At 35.0% G+C, this 17,494-nt stretch carries 17 protein-coding genes; 13 read left to right on the top strand and 4 right to left on the bottom strand.

What is annotated here, in order from left to right:
• Positions 1-3 precede the first annotated feature (3 nt).
• Positions 4-1,398, bottom strand: coding sequence for a phosphoglucosamine mutase (glmM, locus tag AAC601_RS06045; protein ID WP_340152773.1), 1,395 nt, complete (start codon positions 1,396-1,398; stop codon positions 4-6).
• Between the two features lie 162 nt (positions 1,399-1,560).
• Between glmM and AAC601_RS06040 the strand changes: the two genes are divergently transcribed.
• The 5 genes from AAC601_RS06040 (at position 1,561) to arsB (ending at position 5,466) form a co-directional block, all read left to right on the top strand.
• On the top strand, positions 1,561-2,517 hold the full coding sequence (locus tag AAC601_RS06040) for a hypothetical protein (protein ID WP_340152772.1): 957 nt from the start codon (positions 1,561-1,563) through the stop codon (positions 2,515-2,517).
• 230 nt (positions 2,518-2,747) lie between these two features.
• Complete coding sequence (locus AAC601_RS06035) at positions 2,748-3,083, top strand: metalloregulator ArsR/SmtB family transcription factor (RefSeq protein WP_340152771.1); 336 nt, start codon at positions 2,748-2,750, stop codon at positions 3,081-3,083.
• An 80-nt stretch (positions 3,084-3,163) separates the two neighbouring features.
• Positions 3,164-3,640: a DUF6428 family protein gene (locus AAC601_RS06030; RefSeq protein WP_340152770.1), complete on the top strand. Its 477-nt coding sequence runs from the start codon at positions 3,164-3,166 to the stop codon at positions 3,638-3,640.
• Between the two features lie 177 nt (positions 3,641-3,817).
• On the top strand, positions 3,818-4,432 hold the full coding sequence (locus AAC601_RS06025) for a protein-tyrosine-phosphatase (protein ID WP_340152769.1): 615 nt from the start codon (positions 3,818-3,820) through the stop codon (positions 4,430-4,432).
• Positions 4,429-5,466 (top strand): ACR3 family arsenite efflux transporter, encoded by a 1,038-nt coding sequence (arsB, locus tag AAC601_RS06020; RefSeq protein ID WP_340152768.1) that lies wholly within the window; start codon positions 4,429-4,431, stop codon positions 5,464-5,466. Before AAC601_RS06025 ends, arsB begins: the two co-directional genes overlap by 4 nt.
• 97 nt (positions 5,467-5,563) lie before the next feature.
• On the opposite strand, the gene AAC601_RS06015 is transcribed toward arsB, so the two are convergent.
• Positions 5,564-5,794 carry a hypothetical protein gene (locus AAC601_RS06015; RefSeq protein WP_303271023.1) on the bottom strand — a complete coding sequence of 77 codons (231 nt, stop codon included), beginning with the start codon at positions 5,792-5,794 and terminating at the stop codon, positions 5,564-5,566.
• Between the two features lie 83 nt (positions 5,795-5,877).
• On the opposite strand from AAC601_RS06015, the gene AAC601_RS06010 reads away from it, so the two are divergent.
• The 6 genes from AAC601_RS06010 (at position 5,878) to AAC601_RS05985 (ending at position 13,215) form a co-directional block, all read left to right on the top strand.
• A complete protein-coding gene (locus tag AAC601_RS06010) occupies positions 5,878-7,920 on the top strand; it encodes a cytochrome c biogenesis protein CcdA (RefSeq protein ID WP_340152767.1) in 2,043 nt (680 codons plus the stop codon).
• Positions 7,921-7,957: 37 nt separating this feature from the next.
• Positions 7,958-8,185 (top strand): hypothetical protein, encoded by a 228-nt coding sequence (locus AAC601_RS06005; protein ID WP_340152766.1) that lies wholly within the window; start codon positions 7,958-7,960, stop codon positions 8,183-8,185.
• Positions 8,186-8,742: 557 nt separating this feature from the next.
• Complete coding sequence (locus tag AAC601_RS06000) at positions 8,743-10,539, top strand: ABC transporter transmembrane domain-containing protein (protein WP_340152765.1); 1,797 nt, start codon at positions 8,743-8,745, stop codon at positions 10,537-10,539.
• Positions 10,540-10,542: 3 nt separating this feature from the next.
• Positions 10,543-11,457, top strand: coding sequence for a hypothetical protein (locus AAC601_RS05995; protein WP_340152764.1), 915 nt, complete (start codon positions 10,543-10,545; stop codon positions 11,455-11,457).
• A gap of 75 nt (positions 11,458-11,532) precedes the next feature.
• Positions 11,533-12,264, top strand: coding sequence for a TIGR00730 family Rossman fold protein (locus AAC601_RS05990; RefSeq protein WP_303271019.1), 732 nt, complete (start codon positions 11,533-11,535; stop codon positions 12,262-12,264).
• Positions 12,265-12,288: 24 nt separating this feature from the next.
• Positions 12,289-13,215 (top strand): lytic transglycosylase domain-containing protein, encoded by a 927-nt coding sequence (locus AAC601_RS05985; protein ID WP_340152763.1) that lies wholly within the window; start codon positions 12,289-12,291, stop codon positions 13,213-13,215.
• Here AAC601_RS05985 and AAC601_RS05980 read toward each other — a convergent pair.
• Positions 13,212-13,832: an outer membrane beta-barrel protein gene (locus AAC601_RS05980; protein WP_340152762.1), complete on the bottom strand. Its 621-nt coding sequence runs from the start codon at positions 13,830-13,832 to the stop codon at positions 13,212-13,214. The genes AAC601_RS05985 and AAC601_RS05980 overlap by 4 nt on opposite strands.
• 44 nt (positions 13,833-13,876) lie before the next feature.
• Between AAC601_RS05980 and AAC601_RS05975 the strand changes: the two genes are divergently transcribed.
• Positions 13,877-14,890: a gliding motility lipoprotein GldB gene (locus tag AAC601_RS05975; protein WP_340152761.1), complete on the top strand. Its 1,014-nt coding sequence runs from the start codon at positions 13,877-13,879 to the stop codon at positions 14,888-14,890.
• Between the two features lie 108 nt (positions 14,891-14,998).
• Entirely contained in the window at positions 14,999-16,252 is a 1,254-nt protein-coding gene (locus AAC601_RS05970; RefSeq protein WP_340152760.1) for a DUF533 domain-containing protein, read from the top strand.
• Here the strand turns inward: AAC601_RS05970 and AAC601_RS05965 are convergent.
• Complete coding sequence (locus AAC601_RS05965; RefSeq protein ID WP_303271014.1) at positions 16,249-17,214, bottom strand: TerC/Alx family metal homeostasis membrane protein; 966 nt, start codon at positions 17,212-17,214, stop codon at positions 16,249-16,251. The genes AAC601_RS05970 and AAC601_RS05965 overlap by 4 nt on opposite strands.
• Between the last annotated feature and the right edge of the window lie 280 nt (positions 17,215-17,494).

The raw sequence follows: 17,494 nt of genomic DNA, 5'->3' as shown, positions 1-17,494 counted from the left end.
TATTTAATGTTCTTTAAATGAAATAATCTCTTTAATATCAGATATCATCTTTTGCGCCAAATGTTCTGCTTTGGATTCAGAATCGGATTCTGAATAAATTCTTATTATTGGTTCCGTATTAGATTTTCTTAAATGAACCCATTCCTTATCGAACTCTACTTTTACTCCGTCTATAGTGTTGATCGGTTGATTTTTATAACGCTCCTGAATTGCTTCTAAAATCCCATCAACATCAATTTCAGGAGTTAATTCTATCTTATTTTTAGAAATATGATAGCTTGGAAAGCTAGCCCTCAATTGTGAACAAGATTTACCTGATTTTGCCAAATGCGTTAAAAATAATGCAATTCCCACTAAAGCATCTCTTCCATAATGCAATTCAGGATATATGATGCCGCCATTTCCTTCACCGCCTATAATGGCATCAGTTTCCTTCATTTTTGTTACAACATTGACTTCTCCAACGGCAGAAGCTTCGTAATTACCACCTCTTTTTTCGGTTACATCTCTTAATGCTCGAGTACTAGAAAGGTTGGAAACTGTATTCCCTTTTTTCTGACTCAAAATATAATCTGCTACTGCTACCAAAGTATATTCTTCACCAAACGGAGTTCCATCTTCATTCACAATAGCCAATCTATCTACATCAGGATCGAGAACAAAGCCTAAATCATATTGACCATTTGCCAATTCATTGCTGATGTGTGTAATATTCTCTGGCAGAGGCTCAGGGTTATGAGGGAAGTTACCATCAGGATAACAGTACAATTCTCTCACTTCTGCTACTCCTAAAGATTTCAACAATTTGGGTATTACAATACCTCCTGTGCTATTAACGGCATCTACGACTACTTTAAATTTACGTTCACGAATTGCCGCTACATCCACTAATGGTAAATCAATTACCATATCAATGTGTTTTTGAATGTAATGGTCTTGGGTAGTGTATTTGCCAATTTTTTTAACTTCGCTAAAATTGTAATCGGCACTTTCAGCTAAATCCAGAATAGCTTGTCCATCTTCACCAGAAATGAATTCCCCTTTTGCATTTAATAGCTTTAAAGCATTCCATTGAACAGGGTTGTGGCTGGCTGTTAAAATAATTCCACCTGCAGCTTTTTCCAAGACAACAGCAATTTCTACCGTTGGTGTAGTTGAAAGCCCCAAATCAACAACGTGCATGCCCATGCCTTGCAAAGTTGCAGATACTAATTTTGACACCATTTCTCCTGTAGGTCGTGCATCTCTGCCGATTACCACTTTATTATTATCGCTTTGTGTTCTAAGCCACGCAGCATATGCACTACTGAATTTCACTATATCAACGGGCGTTAATCCGTCTCCTGTTTTTCCTCCGATGGTTCCTCTAATGCCGGAAATTGATTTTATTAAGGTCACTTATTTTTTCATTTGTTACAATCGGCAAAGGTACTAAAAAATGGAAAGCCAATGAATAAAAAAACAAATTCAAAGAAAGAAAAGGTCTGTTAGTCGTATTTTTGGATAAATACCAACTTTATTTTTTAATTTGGGTTCAACAAGCTTAACTCAATTCTAGAATTGCTGAGAAATATTAAATACTGGACCAAAGCAGGAATCCATTCCGAGATGGATGACGACCAGAAGAGAAAGGTATTTCTCACTAATGCCATGTCTCTGTTTTTGGCAGCCGTCATGATATTGGTTGGCTTAAATGATATTTTAAATACCGAAAACTATTTGGCAGCATACAGAAGGGGGGGAGTATTGGTGCTTATGCTATTAATACCTTACTTGAATCATAAACGCTTTTACAATTTATCTAAAAGCATTTTTCTGTTCTTCCCTAGTATTATTCTTTTAGGGATTCCGATCTTGATTGGAGACTTTTATCCAGGACAATTCATTTGGTTTCAGTATGCATCTGCTGTATTTTGTTCTGTTCCTTTTCTATTGTTTGATTTAGAAAAACATGCAGGATACATAACAGTATTTTTTATCTATTATTTAACCGTCACTCTTTTCATTGATAAATTATTGCTTTTCTACAGTGAGCCACCGCAAGCCATGGTTGAGTTGGTAAGCAATTTTACTGATTTTAAGTTACCACCTCTGTTTGTAGCATTTTTTTCAACAACCACTCTCTTATGGTATAATCGCAGTAATTCAAAATATGAGAAAAAGTTGAAATCCACTAACCAAGAGTTGGAAGAAACTCAGGAGGAGTTAATTGCAAAAAATGAGGAGTACGAAGCAATTAACAGAAATTTGGAAGCTTTAGTTGAGGAGAGAACTAAATTAATTGAATCTAAAAATCGACAGATTATAGATTATGCTAATATCAATGCACATAAAGTTCGTGGTCCTTTAGCTAGAATAATGGGTTTGATTAATGTTTCTCAATTTTCTAGGGATCCTGATGATCTAAAAAGTTTATTTGAAAAACTCGGGCCACCATCGGAAGAATTGAATCTGATTATTGGCGAAATCAATAAAACCTTAGAACAGGTTGATGGGGACGATGTTGAGGAAGAATAATAAAGTTAATTTTTCTTATTTTTTCTTTTTTCAAGTTCATCGATGATAGTCTTATTTCCAAGGTGTGTTTTTCTTTCGTGAGCCTCTTTTCCAAATAAATGAGAAGAAACAGGGGTTGTCAAGAGCAATAGAAATCAAAGTCTATTGATGTTCTAAAAATAGACAACCACAACTAATAATTTTGCGTTTTCAAAAATACATCGTAATATTGCAATATAATAAAATATGATATGGGCGTAACGAAATCCGATTTATTCACTGCAGAGCAAAATGACTTGGCTAATGTTGCCAAAGCTTTTGCGCATCCTGCAAGATTAGCTATAATACAGTATTTGCTGAAATCCAATGCTTGCATAAATGGGCATTTAGTTTCTGAATTGGGATTGGCACAAGCCACCATCAGTCAGCATTTAAAAGCATTAAAGGAAGTAGGGATAATTCAAGGCACTATTGAGGGCGTTTCGATTAGTTACTGTATAAATCCAAGACGCTGGGAAGAAGTTAAAAACCTATTCAGTGGAATGTTTGAATTGTATCATAACCCGAATCAGCAGGACTGCTGCTGATATTTTTTTGCGATAGATCATCGTAATATAGCAATATAATAATATTGAGCTTTGAAAAATAAACTAAAAAAAATAAAAACATGCAACTTTCTGAAATCAAATCAGCACTCAATGACTTGAGTAAAGTGAACTTTCAATTACCAAATGGAGATTTCGTCCCACCGCATTTTCACATTACAGAAGTGGGAATCATCACACGTAACTTTATCGATTGTGGCGGAACGATGAGAAACGAAAAAACAGTAAACTTTCAACTATGGGAAGATGGGGATTATGACCATAGATTAGGAGCTAAAAAACTTTATGATATCATTACCTTATCTGAGGATAAATTGGGAATTGATGAACATATGGAAGTAGAGGTTGAATATCAGAGCAACACTATTGGCAAATACAAGCTAGATTTTAATGGAGAGCATTTTGTATTGGTCAATACTCAGACTGATTGTTTGGCAAAAGATAAATGTGGAATTCCAGCTTCAAAACCTAAAGTGCAATTAGCAGATGTTTCCGGTACATCAGCAAATGCTTGTGCTCCTGGAAGTGGATGTTGTTAAGACATATAAAGTAGTTGTCATCACTATGCAGTAGAATATTTCGAATAAAGCACTTGACTTTTTCTGTATGTCAACCTCGCGAAGGCGGGGATCTTTTGATTTTAACTTACGGTTAAAATGTGATGGTTTGTTGGTAGATGAAATAAGAATATAAAAAAGGTTAACCCGACTATACAAATGTTCCAAAGACTAACTGAATACATCAAAATACTGGATATTGAATCGATTTCCAATGAAAGGAAGGATGTTCTTACGCCTTTTATAAGCTATTTAAAAGCAAAACTCAATTCGGGAGAAAAGATTACGCTGAATTTCATTTGTACCCATAATTCTAGAAGGAGTCACCTTTCCCAAATATGGGCACAGGCTATGGCGGAATATTTTCAATTGAACCAAATCCAATGTTACTCAGGAGGCACAGCTTCAACTGCAGTTTATCCTATGACTATTCAAGTGTTAGTAGGTGCGGGCTTTGAAAGCATAAAACTTTCTCAAGGAGAAAACCCCGTTATTGGGATAAAATATAGTGAAGATACTCATCCTGTTATCGCTTTTTCTAAAACTTTTGACCATCCATTTAATCCATCAATTGGGTTTGCTGCGCTCATGACTTGTTCTGATGCTGATGAAAATTGTCCTTTTATTCCAGGAACGGAAAAAAGAATAACATTGAATTATCATGATCCTAAAGCTTTTGACGACAGTCCGGAAAAAGAACAAAAATATGAAGAGCGTAGCAGACAGATCGCTACAGAAATGTTTTACGTATTTTCAAATCTTAAAAAATCATGACTGAACAATCAGGGAAAAAGAAAATGGCATTTTTCGAACGTTATTTGAGCGTTTGGGTAGCCTTATGTATTGCTGTCGGAATCCTTATTGGATATTTAGCTGGAGAGGATATCACTATCCTTAGCGAGTTGGAAATTTATAAAGTTAACTTACCAATCGCCATTTTAGTATGGATGATGATTTATCCAATGATGCTGCAAATCGATTTCTCCAGCATAAAAGGTGTGGGAAAAGCGCCAAAAGGATTGATTATGACAGTTATTATCAACTGGCTCATCAAGCCTTTTACAATGGCATTTTTCGCTTGGATATTTTTTGAGCATTTGTATTCAGCCTTTATTGAGCCTGAAATGGCTGGAGAATATATTGCAGGAGCTATTTTATTAGGTGCGGCACCTTGTACGGCTATGGTTTTCGTATGGTCATATCTAACCGATGGCGATCCCAATTATACGCTAGTGCAAGTTTCGGTTAATGACCTGATAATTTTAGTTGCTTTCATTCCTCTAGTAGGTTTTCTTCTAGGTATTACAAATGTCTCCATCCCTTATGGAACATTGGCAGCAAGCATCATAATTTTTGTGGTAATCCCTTTGGTAGCTGGAGTAATTACCAATAAAATCATAGTGGCACAAAAAGGTGAAAAGTGGTTTCAAGAAATATTTTTACCAAAATTCAAGCCTGTTAGCATAATTGCTTTGCTTTTGACCTTGATTCTTTTGTTTGCATTTCAGGGACCGAACATATTAGATAATCCTATCATTATTTTATTGATTGCTGTTCCACTAATTCTTCAGACCTATTTGATATTTTTCATTGCTTGGTTTGCAGGAAGGAAATTAAAATTATCACATGCGGTTTGCTCACCAGCAGCTATGATCGGGGCCAGTAATTTCTTTGAATTGGCAGTGGCAGTAGCCATAGCTTTGTTCGGATTGCAAAGCCCGGCTGCATTAGTAACGGTTGTGGGGGTTTTAGTGGAGGTACCAGTCATGCTTTCTTTAGTGGCATTGGCCAATAAATGGAAGTATTAGATTACAATTACGTATTGTAAAATTGCTTGATCAATTTTCGGTCGGTTAGCCCCCAACTCAGGAAAACAAAACTTGCATAATGGAATGACATGTATTTTTAATTCTCCGCTAGATGATCAAGCTTTATTTTATAAATTACCCCTTGCCCAAAACAGCATAATCCCGAATTAAATACCAATAGAGCAAAGGTTCCATAATAAATCCATTCTAATCCGTCTCTATGTTGCATTCGGTAAAAACCGGCATCAATCGCCAAGCTTAAACCAGCCCCGATTAATATTAATCCTAGAATTGAGAAAATTAACCATTTACGTTTTATCGCCTGCATGACATTAGTTACTTTACGTCCAACAAAAATTAACTATCTTCGTGTTTTATTTTTGTAAGTCGAACAGGCCTTATTAAAAGTTTATGAGATATTTAGTTTACAGCCTACTTTTGGTGGGTTTATTTTTGCAAAACACCTTTGCCCAAGTTATTAAACCCATCAGTTGGGAAAGCTCCATTTTAGAGGAAAATTTAGAAGTAGGCGATACAGCTACGCTTTCGTTCAGAGCAGAAATAGATCAAAATTGGTATTTATATTCTTCCGACTTTGATCCTGATTTAGGTCCAATGCTTACAGAATTTGATTTTGTGGAGGATGATTCTTATCAATTATTGGATAGTATTATCCCAATCAATCCTTCGGAAGGTTATGATGAAATATGGGAGGGAGATTATACTTATTTTAAAGGGAAAGGAGAATTCCAGCAAAAAGTTATTGTAAAGGAAATTCCTTTTATAATAGAGACTAGTAATAGCTACCAAGTCTGTTCTGATGTTGATGGAAAATGTATTCCATTTAGTGATGACTTCTCATTTGGAAAGAAAACTAAATCATCAACAAGCTCAATTCAGAAAGATAAAAAACAAGAATCATCATCTGATCAATCCCAAAAAGAAGGTAAAAAAAAATTAATTGACCTTCAACAAAAGGATTCTAACTCTCCTTATTCCCTCTTAGGGTTTATGTTAGTGGCTTTTTTGGCCGGATTAGCCGCATTATTAACGCCTTGTGTTTTTCCTATGATTCCTATGACGGTGACATTCTTTACTGGAAAAGCTAAAACCAGAGCAGGAGCCATTCGTCAAGCAGTGATTTATGGGTTATCAATTATCGTAATTTACGTGGTTGCAGGAACTATTATTGCGGTAATTAATGGTCCTGAATTTGCCAATTGGCTCAGCACGCATTGGATTCCAAATGTATTTTTCTTTTTGGTATTCTTCATTTTTGCCTTATCATTTTTGGGTCTTTTTGAAATCAATTTACCTTCTAGCTTTGTCAATAAAGTGGATGCTAAAGCTGATAAAGGTGGTTTAGGAGGCGTTTTCTTTATGGCTTTCACTTTGGTTTTGGTTTCATTCAGCTGTACTGGTCCGATTGTAGGCAGTATTTTAGTAGAATCTGCTGGAGGAATGGTAATTAAACCCTTATTAGGGATGTTTGCCTTTAGTTTGGCTTTTGCTATTCCATTTACGCTTTTTGCTATTTTCCCTGAATGGCTAAATAATTTACCAAAATCAGGTGGATGGCTAAATTCAGTAAAAGTAGTGCTAGGATTCTTAGAATTAGCCCTAGGGTTAAAATTCTTAAGCATAGCCGACCAAGTTTATCATTGGGGAATCTTAGACAGAGACATCTATTTAGTGCTTTGGATTGTGATCTTTGCTTTCCTAGGATTATATCTATTGGGTAAATTGAGATTACCGGGAGACAGCCCAATTGAAAAATTATCCGTGGGAAGGTTGATGTTGAGTATCGTGACTTTCAGCTTTGTACTCTATATGATCCCAGGTTTATTTGGCGCGCCTTTAAAAGCATTATCTGGCTATCTTCCTCCTATGAGCTCTCATGATTTTGATTTGCCAACATTGATCCGGGAAAACAGCGGGGTCTCGGGAGCTATAAGTGCTGAAGATCAATTATGCGAAGAGCCTAAATACGGAGATATGCTCCATTTTCCACATGGGATTAAAGGTTACTTCGACTATGAGCAAGCATTAGCCTGTGCAAAAGAGCAAGGAAAACCAATTTTTGTAGATTTCACTGGTCACGGATGTGTGAACTGCCGTGAAATGGAGGCTAGAGTCTGGTCAGATCCAAAAGTTTTGAGCCGATTAAAAAACGATTATGTGATGTTGGCTCTTTATGTGGATGAAAAAACTGAATTACCTGAAAACGAATGGTACACCAGTGAATATGACGGAAAAGTGAAAAAATCAATTGGTAAGCAAAATGCCGATTTTCAGATCACTCGTTTCAACAATAATGCACAGCCATATTATGTTCTCTTGGATACAAATGGAGAATTGTTGGTTGAGCCAATCGCTTATGAAAGAAGTATCAGTAAGTTTGTAGATTTTCTTGATGAAGGAAAAGAAAAGTTCGAAGCTAAAAACAAGCCTTAATTGACTATTATTCACTTATTGTGTAAAATTACATTTTATGGATAGTTTTATTGGTTCAGTTATTTTCGAGTTTTGGGGAGCACTTTTGGTCTATATATTTCAACTTGCATTCCGTCCCTTAATAGGAAAGAAGCCAAGAGCATTTAAAGAAATCTATAATGGAGGAAAAAAGGAAAAAAATGCTGGCATTTTTCTAAATGGGTCAATTCATATTATTGTGGGAATATTAAGCGTAGTTTTTACCTTATTATTATTAAACAAGTAATTTTAATCATAATGAATTTTATTATTGCGCATAAATAGTACGTATACTGGATTTGCTGACTAATTCTAGCAAAGTGTGCAATCCAAACTTAGTTTTAATTTAAATTGGCAGTAATTATCAAATTTTAATTATTTTGTTTGTCGACCGCTTTTGTGTTTTATCCTCTTGATTAGGCTTAGCTTTCTATTTACGTAAAAAAATTTGGTTTTATACCAATTGAATGCCTATGTATTATACTACAAAAGATAAAAAAATCTAACCCGACCACTTCCGAGGAACTCGGAAAAGCGGGAAGGAGGAAAGTTTAGCGGGCCAGCGTAGGCGTTGAGGGCAGAAGCATTAAACTTTCTTGATTTTTTGTTTCTTTTTGATCAAACAAAAAGAAAAAAATGAAAGCAAATGACATTAGCTTAACAATTAATATTGTCTGTAATCCATCTTTCCTGAAAATTGTATTAGAATTTTAAATCAAATTTTGTTACTTATAACAAACCTAATTAAAGAACTATTGTACCTTTGCGGGGTTATAAACATTTCAATAGAGACAATAATTAAGAATGGCAAAAAGAAGAAAGAGCGAATCGCTTAACGAGGAAGAGAAAAAGCCACTCAATAAAGAAAATTTTAAAAAGCTCAGCGGGGTTTTTCAATTTATTAAACCCTATAAAGGCTATTTCATTGCCGGGCTATTTTTCCTTTTAATTTCAAGTACAACACTTTTAGGTTTCCCCTATGTGATGGGAAAGTTAGTAGATGTAGCTCAGGGCAAAACATCAGGTATTTTTACTGAGATTAATACAGTAGCTTTTATCCTAATCGGGATATTGGCCGTACAAAGTTTCTTTTCTTTTTTTAGGGTATATTTATTTGCTCAAGTGAGTGAAAGAGCTATGGCCGATATGCGTGCCAAGCTTTATACAAAGTTGATGAGCCTACCCATGACTTTTTATGATAAAAGTAGAGTCGGGGAACTAGTGAGTCGAATAACTTCCGATGTTTCTCTTTTGCAAGATACTTTTTCAGTTACACTAGCGGAATTTATTAGACAAGTTTCAACTTTAATAATTGGCGCTGCCATTATTTTTTACTTTACGCCTAAGCTAGCCATTTTTATGGTAGCAACTTTCCCTATATTAGTAATTGCGGCTATGATCTTTGGTCGATTTATCAGGAAACTATCTAAAAAAACACAATCAGAGTTAGCCTCAGCAAATGTTATTGTGGAAGAAACTTTGCAGTCTATCAATATTGTAAAAGCCTTCACCAGCGAATTAACAGAAGTTTTGAGATATCGAAAATCACTTGATAAAGTAGTGAAGGTAGCTCTCAAATCCGCTACCTACCGAGGTGCTTTTATTTCGTTTATCATCTTTGCTATGTTTGGTGGGATAGTGGCAGTATTGTGGTATGGTGCTAGCTTAGTGCAAGAGGGTAGCATGAGTGTGGGTGATTTATTAAGTTTTGTGTTGTATACTACTTTCATAGGCGGTTCCATTGCCGGATTAGGAGATTTATATGGCCAAATCCAAAAAGCGATTGGTGCTTCAGAAAGAGTAATGGAAATTTTGCAAGAGGAAGAAGAATTTAAAATAGAGGCAAAAGAAAAAATACATCTTCAAGGATCAATTCAATTTAAAGATGTACAATTTTCTTATCCAACTCGAAAAGATGTGGAGGTATTGCAAGGCTTGAATCTATCCGTTGGTGCAGGCGAAAAGGTAGCCCTTGTTGGACATAGTGGAGCAGGAAAATCAACTGTCATTCAATTGCTGATGCGTTTTTACCCGTTGGCTTCAGGTGAAATTACAGTTGATGACCTTAATATTAATTCATTGTCCATCACAGCTTACCGACAAAATATCGGAATCGTTCCGCAAGAAATTATTTTATTTGGAGGGTCTATTCGTGAAAATATTGCTTATGGAAAACCAGATGCTTCAGATGAAGAAGTCATTGCTGCTGCCGAAAAAGCTAATGCATGGCTCTTTATTAAAGATTTTCCTGAAGGCTTAGATACAGTAGTGGGTGAAAGGGGCGTTAAGCTGTCTGGAGGTCAACGGCAGCGGATAGCAATAGCCAGAGCAATATTAAAAGATCCAAAAATTCTAGTATTAGATGAGGCCACATCCTCACTTGATGCAGAATCGGAACATTTAGTGCAACAGGCATTGGATGAGTTGATGAAAGATAGAACGACTATTATTATTGCACATCGTTTAGCCACTATCCGCAAAGTAGATAAGATTTTTGTGTTAAAAGAAGGACAAATTTCTGAAGAAGGCTCCCATCAAGAACTTCTAGAATCGGAAAACGGTACCTACAGCAATTTGGTAAAACTTCAATTACAAGATTAAATCATGAAAGCTAAATACTATTTTTTGAAAGCTGTTTTTTGGCTTTTGAGTAAAATTCCGTTTTGGTTCTACCACGGACTTTCGACTCTACTCGGATTCTTCTTCATTAAATTCAAACTTTACCGTCACAAAGTAGTGATGGATAACTTATCAAAATCTTTTCCCGATAAATCTGAAAAGGAAATTAAAGAGATAGCCAAGAAGTTTTACTACCATTTTGTTGATTTATTGATTGAAAGTATAAAAGCATTTAGTTTTTCGAAAAGGACAATCAAAAAACGGTATAAAATTAATACCAGCCCAGAAATTCAAAAACTGCTAGATCAAAAGCGCAATTTAGCGATAACATTACCACATTTTGGTAATTGGGAGTGGTCTGCACAAGGCTTTAATTTTATGACAGACCGTAATCAACCTTTTGGTTTAGCCATATATAAGCCTTTGAAAAACAAAGTCATGGATAAACTTATGAAAGAAAATCGAACCCGGTTTAAAGGGAGTTTGATGATTTCTAAGGACCATGTTTATAAAGAAATAAGAAAACGGCAAGAGGAACATATAATAGTAGGTTTTGCTGCAGATCAATCACCTAATAATCCATATAACTCATATTGGATGCAGTTCCTCGGCCGAGAAACAGGCGTTTTTTACGGGGTGGAAAAATTTAGTAAGCAATTTGACTTAGCTGTAGTTTACGCACATGTTAAAAAGGTAGCTCGATCTCGTTATGAAATTGATTTTGAACTGATCGCAGAGGAACCAAATAAAACCACTTATGGGTATATTACTGAGAAGCATATGCGTTTGCTAGAAGCGGATATCTATAAAACTCCACATCTTTGGCTTTGGACACATAAAAGATGGAAGCGTAATAAACCTTCTGATTATAAACAAAAAAGACAATCAGAGGAAATTTAACCCTCAATTTAAAAATTAAATCGAGCATTTTTTTAACTAATTAAAATGCTATATTAACCTTAAACATAAGTAAGAATGAGCGAATCAAATAACGAAGATAAACTAGAATTAAATAAAATAAGAAAGGCATTCAAAGACAGAGATTGGAACGAAATTAAAAGCTCGGATTCTTGGGCAATTTTTAAAATCATGTCTGAATTTGTAGAGGGTTTTGAAAAGCTTTCCAAAATAGGTCCATGTGTTTCTGTTTTTGGTTCTGCTAGAACAAAGCCCGATCATCCCTATTACAAGATGGCCGAAGAAGTAGCAGCAAAATTAGTTCGTCATGGCTACGGAGTAATTACTGGAGGTGGCCCTGGAATAATGGAAGCAGGAAATAAAGGGGCTAAAAGTGAAAATGGAAAATCAGTAGGGCTCAATATTGTACTACCATTTGAGCAATTCAATAATATCTACATCGATCCTGATAAATTGATAACATTTGATTATTTCTTCGTTAGAAAAGTAATGTTTGTTAAATATGCTCAAGGTTTTGTGGTTATGCCAGGTGGATTTGGCACAATGGATGAACTTTTTGAAGCCTTGACATTAATTCAAACCCATAAAATTGGGCGGTTCCCAATCGTTTTGGTAGGAAAAAAATTCTGGTCAGGTTTAATCGATTGGATAAAAGAAACCTTAATTGAAGCTGAAAATAATGTGAGCCCGGAGGACATGGAATTGTTCACGGTTGTGGATACACCAACTGAAGCTGTAAAAGTAATTGATAACTTCTACTCGCAGTTTATGCTTTCGCCAAATTTCTAAATTCTTTAACAGAAGCGATTCCTTATGTCAGATAGCAGATTAGCACTTTATATTTCAATAGCATCTTTGGTCACTTTCTTGATTGTTGCTTTTTTCGGGAATCAAAGAGGAACAGAAAGGGACAAGCCAATCATGGAACCGGTCCGACCGATTGCTTTCAAGAATGCTAAAACCATTCCGCTACCTGAGGAAATCGACCTTGCCGGAGAACCAGTGCCATTGCATATAGATGATGTGAAAGAACGATTAGACAAAGAATTGCATATCAATTCCTATTGGCATAATAATACTATATTTTTGTTTAAGCGAGCCAATCGTTGGTTTCCGGTAATTGAACCGATTTTAGAAAAAAATGGGGTTCCAGATGACTTTAAATACCTGGCTCTAATTGAAAGTGGACTAGAAAATGTTACTAGTTACGCAGGTGCTGTAGGTTTTTGGCAAATCTTGAAAAGCACTGGGAAGGAATATGGCTTAGAAATTAATAGAGATGTGGATGAACGCTATCATCCCGTAAAATCAACCGAGGCCGCCTGCAAATATTTAAAAAGAGCCTATGACAAATTCGGGAATTGGACTTTAGTAGCTGCTTCATATAATAGAGGAATGCGGGGCATGCAAAATGCTTTAGACAATCAAAAAGTAGACAATAGCTATTATGATTTAATGCTAAATGATGAAACTTCACGTTATGTGTTTAGAATTTTGGCAATCAAACAAATTTTTGAAAGTCCTCAAGATTACGGATTGGATATAAGCAAAGAGCATTTGTATGAACCCTATAGCTATCGAACTGATACGGTTCGCAATTCCACAAATTGGGTGGATTACTCCAGGGAGCAAAATACAACTTATAAAACCCTTAGAATTTACAACCCATGGATTCAAGATGATGACATCAGAATTGGAAGAAATGAATACTATGTAATTAACTTACCAATAGGAGACTAAAAGATAATGCCAATTTCTAAACCTACGAAGTCATTTCTCAATTTAAAATTATCGCCATAAGCATTGTCTTTGATAACATTTAATAAACCTCGTTGGTAAACGATTCCTCCAAATATTTTTGTATTTATGCCGATTCCGTATTCTAATCCAATTGCCAATAAAGAATTCAAATCAAAGAATTTAAAGCTTTGAACAATGTTTTCCTCTTCGCCCTCGCTATTGGTCATGAAATCAACTGTGCCGCCAAATTGGAAATAGATTTTCTTGTCCAAGCCTACTTCCTCAGTGAATAATTTTAATGTTATTGGAAGCTGTAAATACTGCGGATTATATGCTTCTTGATAAGTAGTATTCATTGAATCGGCCACAAAAGTTGATCGCTTGGACGTAAATATTATCCCAGTACTGAAATAATGATTCTCTTTAAACTCGAAATCGAAAACTGGACCCAATTGAAATTTAAGGCCAACTCCATCTGTTCTAAAATCGGTATTATCAGCCTCTGACTCTATTCTATTAAAAGAAATATTTGGCGCAGCTTTAAATCCAAACCTCACTTGCGCTTCAGTTATGTAAACTGAAAACAGGAATATGGCAGAAAAGAGCAATTTTTTCATTTATTTTGGGTTTTGATATTCAAGACAAATATAATTAATGACATATGCAAAGTAATAAATATTATATACTTACTTCTTTAATCTCTTTGATTGTTTTTTCAGCTTGCTCACATAAAGATGATTTTTGCGAAGAGGCACCAAATATTAGTAATATTGACGTGAATATACCTCTTAAAGATCTAACAGATGACATGATCGGTAGCGATACTCAAAATGAAGCGTTAGAATTCATTCAAAAGCATCCTTTTATTGCGGATTACTTTTTTGAAAGAAGAAGGTATGGGCAAGACTCAATTGTGGCAAAGAACATGGTAAATATTTTCTCAAATCCTGCATATAAGGACACACTTTACCAACAAGTGAAAAATAATTTTGATGATTTTGAAGGCTTGAAGTCTGAATTTGAATTAGCATTTAGATATTACAAAAACTACTATCCAGAAGTAGTGGTACCTGAGTTAGAAATCGTATTAGCGGGCTTACAAAAGGATTTATTTGTTTCAGATAGTTTAATTAGTATTGCAGCCGATTATTTCCTAGGTCCCGATGCGGCTTATGTTCCCAATGGTGTCCCTGAGTACATATTAATGCGCTACGAAAAGGAATATATCGTTCCTATGACCATGTTGTTGCTCACCCAAAAGCAAAATGAAACGGATCAAAGCGATCAAACGCTTTTAGCGGACATGGTTTTTTATGGAAAATCTTACTATATGACCAAAATGACTATTCCATGTACTTCGGATTCATTATTGATTGGTTACACGGCCAAAGAAATGGAGGACATTAATAAAAATGAGCACATAATATGGGCTAATTTTTTAGAGAATGACTTACTCTATGAAACCAGTCATTTCATGAAAAATAAGTTTATAGGGGAAAGGCCTAAAACATTTGAAATTAGTCAGGAATGTCCAGGAAGAATAGGGATCTGGGTAGGTTGGCAGATTGTACAGTCGTATATGAAAAATAATCCAGACGTTACATTGCAGGAATTGATGAAAAATAGCGATGCACAAGAGATTTTTAGTCTATCAAAGTACAAGCCTAAAGGGTAAAACTATTTTGAAAGTTGGGTGATATTTGAAAAATGCAATTTCATAATTTCTATTCTGGAAATATTTAGCTAATTTATATGTAATTAGAAAAAAGCTAAATGTTCGCTTATGAATCCTTCTGAAAAAGGTTGGTTAAAAGAATACATAAAATTTAGAGGGCCACATCCGATTGATTTTCTCCAATATCAAATAAAAGATCAAGATAACTTACTCTATAAAATTGTTCAACCCACTGGATTGATTTATGGCCATCCAATTCATGCCCCAGGTATTCGCCATCCGAAGGAGCAGAGATGGAACAGTTTGGGAAAAATGAAAATTGTCTTATTGGAGAGTTTTCTCCATAGTGCAAGTTTGAAGCAGGAAGTACTACCAACAACCCCTAATGATTGGCAAGATTTTTACTTGGAAACAAGTCAATCGATCGGACAGTTTTATTCTGTTTTGGACCCCCAGATAAGGAAAAAGGCTTTTTTCATTTTTGGTAAGAGAAGAAAAGATGAGTTTAGATTTGCAGAACAAGTACTGCATAAGAGGCTTTTTCTTAAATCTCGATGGGATCATTTTTGGGCGAGTCTCTTTCAAAATAGTTTACTCTTTTTAGATACGTATTATTTTGGAGAATGGAAGGCTGCGAGATTCCACAATATGAAGTGGCATAAAGATGCAATGAAGATTTTGCTTTTGAAAGTTATTGCAGCCGCTGCGCACGCTAATCAAATTATTGAGCGAGAGGAGAAAAACATGTTCTTCACCTTTTTAGGATCTTCAAATCTGACAAAGTCTCAAAATAAACTAGCCAAAGAGGCTTTTCGAGATGGGATTAGTTTGGATCAAATTGATTTGAGACAGGCTGACACTTGGTTACTCAAGAAGTATGTTTTGGAGTTAGCAATTTTAATGATTTGGGCTGATAAAGTGGTGAGTGCCGAAGAGCGAGCCTTTTTGAGTGAACTTGCTAGGCGCTTGGGTATATCAGAAGAGGAATTAGATATCAGTTTAATTGCCATTGAATCGTTTGTGATAGAAAACTGGAAAGAGGTATATTTTCTTCAAAGTAAACATTCATTTCAGCTTATCAGTGAAACTATGACTACCAGGATAACTTTTGTCCTTCAGCAGCATAAGGGAAGTATTGCAAAGGAGATTAAGAGTAACTCAGAGCTTTGTTCTTTGTTTGAGAAATCTAAAAACCAGCAATTAACTGAAGACGAACAAAAAAAAATGAAGTCTCAGTTAATAGAGATCCTCAAATCTATTCCCGCATTTGTCACAATTGCTTTACCAGGATCATTTCTGTCATTGCCCACTCTACTAAAGATTTTACCAAAAGACGTCTTTCCGTCTGGATTTCAAGACTAAATGTAATCTTTACTTTTACTTCTTTGAGGGATTAAAAGTGAAAGAAGTATAGACAACAGTAGAGTTGAAAAAATCACACCGAAAGAAACAAGCGTATTAATATGGATATGTACAATTTCCAGTAGCATTTTTGCACCAATAAAAATCAGGATAAATGATAGTCCTTTCTGTAGTAAATAGAATTTATCTATAATTCCTGCCAACAAGAAAAATTTAGCTCGCAATCCTAAAATCGCAAAAATATTTGATGTGTATAAAATGAATTCATTTTGGGAAATAGCAAACACAGCCGGAATTGAATCGACAGCAAAAATCAAATCGGTTGATTCTACTAATAGAATCACCAAAAACAGCGGAGTAAATAAAACTACTTTACCTCTTTTAATTATAAATTGACCACTAAAATTTCCTTTGGTGATTTTTAAGTACTTTCTAGCAAATTTAATTATTACATTTTTTTCGGGATCTAAATCATCCTCTTCTTTTTGGAAGAATATTTTTACACCGCTGTACACCAAGAAAGCACCAAAAATGTATAGGATCCAATGAAATTGCTCTACTAAAAAGGCGCCTAGGAATATGAAGATAGCCCTAAAAACTATTGCTCCTAATACCCCCCAAAATAGGATTTTATGATAGTAAGTTTCTTCTACTTTGAAGTAGCGTAGGATTAAAAGAATTACAAAAATATTGTCAACAGATAACGCATATTCTGCCACATATGCAGAAAAATATTCGAGCATTACTACAGTGCCACCATAGTATTCATAGATGAGGTAACCAAACCCGACTGATATCACAACCCAAAAGATTGATTGATAGGTCGCAGATTTTAAAGAAACCTTTTTGGCATCTTTATTGAAAAATCCTAAATCAAAAATGAGGAAGATGACAATAACAGCCCCGAAAATACTGTATAGTATATGTTCTGTGTTATCAAAAAACCCTATAATTCCATCCATATACTAATAATTCCCCAATTAAAACCGAAAGATAATTTATTTGTAACTTTTAATTAAATTTTATAAAGAAAATTATCTTTAATATACCTAAATCTATCTTCATGCTACATTATATTGACTTTTAAATATAGTGACTAATGTAAGGTTATGGCTAAAAAATAACCTTAATGATTAGTGTTTTTAGATAAATTGAGAGGGGAACAAGATAAAATTGAGTATTTGAAAGATTAAAGGCAAGCTCAAGATCAAGCTTGCCATGCAGGAAATAAATAAGATTGAA

The sequence above is a fragment of the uncultured Marivirga sp. genome (assembly GCF_963974845.1).
GTDB lineage: Bacteria > Bacteroidota > Bacteroidia > Cytophagales > Cyclobacteriaceae > Marivirga > Marivirga harenae.
Note: the sequence above shows the minus strand (reverse complement) of the source record. Positions and strands in the feature narration are given on the sequence as shown.

Bases quoted from the DNA above. Each gene is read 5' to 3' on its own strand.
- AAC601_RS06030 (WP_340152770.1), top strand. From the start codon at position 3,164: ATGCAACTTTCTGAAATCAAATCAGCACTCAATGACTTGAGTAAAGTG.
- AAC601_RS06000 (WP_340152765.1), top strand. From the start codon at position 8,743: ATGGCAAAAAGAAGAAAGAGCGAATCGCTTAACGAGGAAGAGAAAAAG.
- arsB (WP_340152768.1), top strand. From the start codon at position 4,429: ATGACTGAACAATCAGGGAAAAAGAAAATGGCATTTTTCGAACGTTAT.
- AAC601_RS05965 (WP_303271014.1), bottom strand. From the start codon at position 17,214: ATGGATGGAATTATAGGGTTTTTTGATAACACAGAACATATACTATAC.
- AAC601_RS05980 (WP_340152762.1), bottom strand. From the start codon at position 13,832: ATGAAAAAATTGCTCTTTTCTGCCATATTCCTGTTTTCAGTTTACATA.
- AAC601_RS05985 (WP_340152763.1), top strand. From the start codon at position 12,289: ATGTCAGATAGCAGATTAGCACTTTATATTTCAATAGCATCTTTGGTC.
- AAC601_RS06035 (WP_340152771.1), top strand. From the start codon at position 2,748: ATGGGCGTAACGAAATCCGATTTATTCACTGCAGAGCAAAATGACTTG.
- AAC601_RS06015 (WP_303271023.1), bottom strand. From the start codon at position 5,794: ATGCAGGCGATAAAACGTAAATGGTTAATTTTCTCAATTCTAGGATTA.
- AAC601_RS05995 (WP_340152764.1), top strand. From the start codon at position 10,543: ATGAAAGCTAAATACTATTTTTTGAAAGCTGTTTTTTGGCTTTTGAGT.
- AAC601_RS06005 (WP_340152766.1), top strand. From the start codon at position 7,958: ATGGATAGTTTTATTGGTTCAGTTATTTTCGAGTTTTGGGGAGCACTT.
- AAC601_RS05975 (WP_340152761.1), top strand. From the start codon at position 13,877: ATGCAAAGTAATAAATATTATATACTTACTTCTTTAATCTCTTTGATT.
- AAC601_RS05970 (WP_340152760.1), top strand. From the start codon at position 14,999: ATGAATCCTTCTGAAAAAGGTTGGTTAAAAGAATACATAAAATTTAGA.
- AAC601_RS05990 (WP_303271019.1), top strand. From the start codon at position 11,533: ATGAGCGAATCAAATAACGAAGATAAACTAGAATTAAATAAAATAAGA.
- AAC601_RS06025 (WP_340152769.1), top strand. From the start codon at position 3,818: ATGTTCCAAAGACTAACTGAATACATCAAAATACTGGATATTGAATCG.
- AAC601_RS06010 (WP_340152767.1), top strand. From the start codon at position 5,878: ATGAGATATTTAGTTTACAGCCTACTTTTGGTGGGTTTATTTTTGCAA.